General features: G+C 40.8%; 2 tRNA genes and 3 rRNA genes. All 5 read right to left on the reverse strand.

Features of this window, described 5'->3' with window-relative positions:
- Positions 1-150 precede the first annotated feature (150 nt).
- The 5 genes from rrf to AJ888_RS01215 all read right to left on the reverse strand — a co-directional run bounded on the left by rrf (position 151) and on the right by AJ888_RS01215 (position 6,103).
- Positions 151-267 (reverse strand): 5S ribosomal RNA (gene rrf / locus AJ888_RS01195).
- 275 nt (positions 268-542) lie between these two features.
- Positions 543-3,601: ribosomal RNA gene (locus AJ888_RS01200) — 23S ribosomal RNA — on the reverse strand.
- Positions 3,602-4,327: 726 nt separating this feature from the next.
- Positions 4,328-4,404, reverse strand: a tRNA-Ile gene (locus AJ888_RS01205).
- Between the two features lie 8 nt (positions 4,405-4,412).
- Positions 4,413-4,488, reverse strand: a tRNA-Ala gene (locus AJ888_RS01210).
- 102 nt (positions 4,489-4,590) lie between these two features.
- Positions 4,591-6,103: ribosomal RNA gene (locus AJ888_RS01215) — 16S ribosomal RNA — on the reverse strand.
- Together the 16S, 23S and 5S rRNA genes with 2 tRNA genes alongside form the textbook arrangement of a ribosomal RNA operon.
- Positions 6,104-6,617 lie beyond the last annotated feature (514 nt).

A 6,617-nucleotide genomic window follows, 5' to 3' on the forward strand; every position in this document is an offset into this window, starting at 1 on the left:
TTTCCAAACCCCTAAAAACACCCTATTCTCTCTAAAAACCCTAACCAGTAACAAACTCTTTTTTTAAACACTATTTCAAACACCATCTAAAACAACAATAAAAATAAACATAGGATTTATATATAAAGTAAGCAATGAAGACATTTAACAAGTCCGCAATGAGCTACTTTCCCCCTGCCAGTAAGGCGTAGTATCATCACCCACGATGTGCTTAGCTTCTTGGTTCGGGATGGAGCAAGGCGTTTCCACATCTGTATAATCACGGACATTGTTATTTAAATATTCTTTGAAAGATTGAATTTAAAAAATAAAGCTTAATCTTTTTATTTCTTTACTTTTTTCTTTATTCTCTTTCTTCTTTTGTTTTTCTTTCTTCTTTACTTATCTTTTATCTTTGATAAGTTTTTATATAGAATACTTAAAAAACAATGTTAAGAGCAAGTTCTAATATAAACTTTACTTGAAAGATTTCTATTAAACTCTAAATATTATCTATATTCAAAGCTTTCTTAAAAACCTTAACAAGGAAGTGATGCTTTATTAAAGATAAGCCAAACGCTCTATTAGTACTGGTCAGCTAAAGGACTTTCATCCATTACACACCCAGCCTATCAAACTAGTAGTCTTCTAGAGAGCTTAGAGAAGATTCATCTTAGAGTTGGCTTCACGCTTAGATGCTTTCAGCGTTTATCCTTTCCAAACTTAGCTACGCTGCGATGCTCTTGGCAGAACAACAGCTACACCAGTGGTTTGTTCAACCCGGTCCTCTCGTACTAGGGTCAAATCTCTTCAATCTTCTTACGCCCACGGCAGATAGGGACCGAACTGTCTCACGACGTTCTGAACCCAGCTCGCGTACCGCTTTAAATGGCGAACAGCCATACCCTTGGGACCTGCTCCAGCCCCAGGATGCGATGAGCCGACATCGAGGTGCCAAACCTCCCCGTCGATGTGAGCTCTTGGGGGAGATCAGCCTGTTATCCCCGGGGTACCTTTTATCCTTTGAGCGATGGCCCTTCCACACAGAACCACCGGATCACTAAGACCGACTTTCGTCTCTGCTTGACTTGTATGTCTTGCAGTTAAGCTGGCTTATACCTTTATACTCTACGAACGATTTCCAACCGTTCTGAGCCAACCTTTGTAAGCCTCCGTTATTATTTGGGAGGCGACCGCCCCAGTCAAACTACCCACCAGACATTGTCCCACTTGAGGATAACTCAAGCTGGTTAGCTACCCAAATAAGAAAGAGTGGTATCTCAACAATGGCTCATATACAACTGGCGTCATATACTCAAAGCCTCCCACCTATCCTGCACATTCTTATCCAAGTAGCAGTGTCAAGCTGTAGTAAAGGTCCACGGGGTCTTTCCGTCTTGCCGCGGGTAGGAGGAATTTTCACCTCCACTACAATTTCACTGGATCCCTCTTTGAGACAGCTCCCATCTCGTTACGCCATTCATGCAGGTCGGTATTTAACCGACAAGGAATTTCGCTACCTTAGGACCGTTATAGTTACGGCCGCCGTTTACTCGGGCTTCGATCAAGAGCTTCGCTAATGCTAACCCCATCAATTAACCTTCGAGCACCGGGCAGGCGTCACACCCTATACATCCTCTTACGAGTTAGCAGAGTGCTGTGTTTTTGGTAAACAGTCGGGAGGGACTCTTTGTTGTAAGTTTCCTTGCTTTCGGAGTAAATCCTAATACAAAGCTAACCACACCTTATACCGAAGATACGGTGCTATTTTGCAGAGTTCCTTAAAGAGAGTTCTTCCACGCGCCTTAGAATACTCATCCCACCCACCTGTGTCGGTTTACGGTACGGGCAACATTAGCTAAACTTAGAAACTTTTCTTGGCTCGACGGCATCAGGGGTTCTTCTATCCATCCGAAGATTTCAAAAAGCCTTTCAGTTCTCGGAGTATTGTTATACGGATTTGCCTGTATAAGCTCCTACGACCTTAGACTAGCACTTCCATCCGCTAGCCCCCTTAGCCCTAAGCGTCCTTCCATCGCACACTAATGTTGGTATTGGAATATTAACCAATTTGCCATCGTCTACCCCTTTCGGACTCGACTTAGGACCCGACTAACCCTACGATGACGAGCATCGCGTAGGAAACCTTGGGTTTACGGCGTTAATGATTCTCACATTAATTATCGCTACTCATGCCTGCATGCTCACTTCTATTCGCTCCAGCACTCCTTACCGGTATACCTTCGACGCAAATAGAACGCTCTCCTACCACTTGCACACAACTTAAACTACTTAAACTTTAAACCAAGAATATTTTTACTGATTTTACTAAGTTTTGTTTCTATCTTTACTCTATAAAAATCAGTAAAAATATAACTTAAAACATATAACTTAGTTTTTTATATTCTAAACTTAAATAATCTAAGTTGTGTGCAAGTCTACAGCTTCGGTACTTACTTTAGCCCCGTTATATTTTCCGCGCAAAATCACTAGACCAGTGAGCTATTACGCTTTCTTTAAAGGATGGCTGCTTCTAAGCCAACCTCCTGGTTGTTTAAGTAACTTCACATCGTTTTCCACTTAAGTAAGATTTAGGGACCTTAGCTGGTAGTCTGGGTTGTTTCCCTCTTGACGACGGATTTTATCACTCGCCGCCTGACTGCTGTGATTACATATAAGGTATTCGGAGTTTGATAGGGTTTGGTACATTGGTGTATGCCCTAGCCCATTCAGTGCTCTACCCCCTTATATTACGACACAACGCTATACCTAAATATATTTCGGAGAGAACCAGCTATCACGAAGTTTGATTGGCCTTTCACCCCTATCCACAAGTCATCCCGGGGCTTTTCAACGCCTATGGGTTCAGTCCTCCACTAGTTCTTACACTAGCTTCAACTTGCTCATGGATAGATCACTTCGTTTCGGGTCTGCAGCATCTGACTAAGCGCCCTATTCAGACTCGCTTTCGCTACGGCTTCGCGTTTGCTTAACCTTGCCAGACACCACAACTCGCAGGCTCATTATGCAAAAGGCAGTCCATCACACTGTATTGCTACATAGTGCTCTGAATGATTGTAAGCAAATGGTTTCAGGTTCTATTTCACTCTGATCACCTCAGTTCTTTTCACCTTTCCCTCACGGTACTTGTGCACTATCGATCTGGTATTAGTATTTAGGGTTGGATCGTGGTCGACCCGGATTCAGACAGGATTCCTCGTGTCCCGCCCTACTCAGGATACTGCTAGCTAAGCTTTGTTTTTCGCATACGGGACTATCACCCTCTATGGCTATACTTTCCAGAATGTTCTGCTAAACTCAGCTCTTGCACATTGCAGTCCTACAACCCCCAGTGCAAGCACTGGGTTTGCCCTCTTGCGCTTTCGCTCGCCGCTACTGACGCAATCTCTATTGATTTCTTTTCCTGAGGGTACTAAGATGTTTCAATTCCCCTCGTTCGCTCCTATATAGGTAATGTATATCTCTATACATTGGGTTGCCCCATTCGGAAATCTACGGATCAAAGCTTCTTGACAGCTCCCCGTAGCTTATCGCAGTCTAGTACGTCCTTCATCGCCTTTACCAGTCAAGGCATCCACCATTCGCTCTTAGTAGCTTACCTTTTGATGTTCTTTTAGCAGATGAGCAAAGCTCATCCTAAAGAACCAAAGCTAAAGGCCTACCCCGCCAACCTAAAAGATATTAGGCTTAAAACGAAATAAACTAAACATTCATTAAAAAATTAATGTAGATAAAGCTTCAATTCTTAATCGCTAAAAAAACAATTTGCATAAAAGTTAGATATAACCTAACTTCTACCTTTTTTATTGATTCTAAAACGCATCACTTCCTTGTTAAAGTTTTTATGATAAGACTTCTTTATCTTAAGACGGAAAGCATTCAAACACTTAATATAAAACTAAATGATTTAGTCTTAACTAAGCTGTGAGTTTGAAACTTGTCTTTAATTTACAAATCTTAAATCTAATATTCTCTTTATTATAGAAATAAAGATAATTAAAAGATATAAGTTAAACCAAAGAAAAGATAAATAGGTTTTATCCTTTAACAAGTCCTGTAAAATTGTTTTTATTAAAACTTGCTTGTGACTCTTAACAATGATAATTAAAAAGAACATTTAGGTTTAAAACCTAAAGGAAGTATATATATTAACATAATCATTATAAATATAAATACATAATGTATATGCTATTTATATCTATTAAAAAGTATATTCTTTTATAGTTAAAGATAAAAATAAATCTAAGTATAGAGTTTATATTTTATATTTAATCTACTTTATATACTTGCTTTAGATTTTAAAGCTTTTTTATTCAAATCTTTTTTATGGTGGGCCTAACAAGACTTGAACTTGTGACCTCACCCTTATCAGGGGTGCACTCTAACCAGCTGAGCTATAGGCCCTTAATAAATGGTGGAGAATAGCGGGATCGAACCGCTGACCTCCTGCGTGCAAAGCAGGCGCTCTCCCAGCTGAGCTAATTCCCCATAAACAATTAGCTTTATCATCAATCTTTGAAATCTAAACAAGAATCAATTGAGTTTATATATTGAAGTAATAGTTGTGAGACTTATTACTTTGTACTCTAGAAAGGAGGTGATCCAACCGCAGGTTCTCCTACGGTTACCTTGTTACGACTTCACCCCAGTCGCTGATTCCACTGTGGACGGTAACTAGTTTAGTATTCCGGCTTCGAGTGAAATCAACTCCCATGGTGTGACGGGCGGTGAGTACAAGACCCGGGAACGTATTCACCGTAGCATGGCTGATCTACGATTACTAGCGATTCCGGCTTCATGCTCTCGAGTTGCAGAGAACAATCCGAACTGGGACATATTTTATAGATTTGCTCCACCTCGCGGTATTGCGTCTCATTGTATATGCCATTGTAGCACGTGTGTCGCCCTGGGCATAAGGGCCATGATGACTTGACGTCGTCCACACCTTCCTCCTCCTTACGAAGGCAGTCTATTTAGAGTGCTCGGCCGAACCGTTAGCAACTAAATACGTGGGTTGCGCTCGTTGCGGGACTTAACCCAACATCTCACGACACGAGCTGACGACAGCCGTGCAGCACCTGTCTCTAAGTTCTAGCAAGCTAGCACCCTCATATCTCTATAAGGTTCTTAGGATATCAAGCCCAGGTAAGGTTCTTCGCGTATCTTCGAATTAAACCACATGCTCCACCGCTTGTGCGGGTCCCCGTCTATTCCTTTGAGTTTTAATCTTGCGACCGTACTCCCCAGGCGGTACACTTAATGCGTTAGCTGCATTACTGAGATGACTAGCATCCCAACAACTAGTGTACATCGTTTAGGGCGTGGACTACCAGGGTATCTAATCCTGTTTGCTCCCCACGCTTTCGCGCCTTAGCGTCAGTTGAGTTCCAGCAGATCGCCTTCGCAATGGGTATTCTTGGTGATATCTACGGATTTTACCCCTACACCACCAATTCCATCTGCCTCTCCCTCACTCTAGACTATCAGTTTCCCAAGCAGTTTAATGGTTAAGCCATTAGATTTCACAAGAGACTTGATAATCCGCCTACGCGCCCTTTACGCCCAGTGATTCCGAGTAACGCTTGCACCCTCCGTATTACCGCGGCTGCTGGCACGGAGTTAGCCGGTGCTTATTCCTTAGGTACCGTCAGAATTCTTCCCTAAGAAAAGGAGTTTACGCTCCGAAAAGTGTCATCCTCCACGCGGCGTTGCTGCGTCAGGGTTTCCCCCATTGCGCAATATTCCCTACTGCTGCCTCCCGTAGGAGTCTGGACCGTGTCTCAGTTCCAGTGTGACTGATCATCCTCTCAGACCAGTTAAGCGTCATAGCCTTGGTAAGCCATTACCTTACCAACTAGCTGATACTATATAGTCTCATCCTACACCGAAAAACTTTCCCTACTCAACTTGTGTTAAGCAGGAGTATAGAGTATTAGCAGTCGTTTCCAACTGTTGTCCTCTTGTGTAGGGCAGATTAACTATACCTTACTCACCCGTGCGCCACTAATCCACTTCTAGCAAGCTAAAAGCTTCATCGTTCGACTTGCATGTATTAGGCACGCCGCCAGCGTTCACTCTGAGCCAGGATCAAACTCTCCATAATAAACCTTCTTTAGCGTCAAGGCAAAGCCTTGACTAAGAAGCAAGCTAAAGGCCTACCCCGCCAACCTAATATAGATAAACTACTTAGATTGCATTAAAGAGATAAACCTTATTACTTTTATAGATAGTTTAATCTTTTTCTTCAAAGAAAAAGTTATAAAAGATTAAAAGAAAAGCTTTTAATCTTTTTAATATTAGATTGAATAGATTTTACATAATTGCTTATGCCTAAATCTTTCTGGCTCAATCGATCACTTATTTAGATTTCAAAGATTGACTAATAAGATTTGAATAACAATACTAAGTTAAAAGAACAAAACAAAAAATCATTTTTAAAAGAAAAGTTTTTAAATTAAAAACAAGATTTATAAAAAAGCTTTTAGTTTTAAATTAAAAAATTAAGAAAGTTAAAAACTCAAATAATTTAAAAACTTAAAAATCTAAAATAAAGTTAATTTATAAAATCTACTCAGTTAGTGAAACTTTATAATTTAAAAGATTTTAAGTCCTTTTTT

This window comes from Campylobacter sp. BCW_6467 (assembly GCF_001762855.1).
Classification (GTDB): Bacteria; Campylobacterota; Campylobacteria; order Campylobacterales; family Campylobacteraceae; genus Campylobacter_D; species Campylobacter_D jejuni.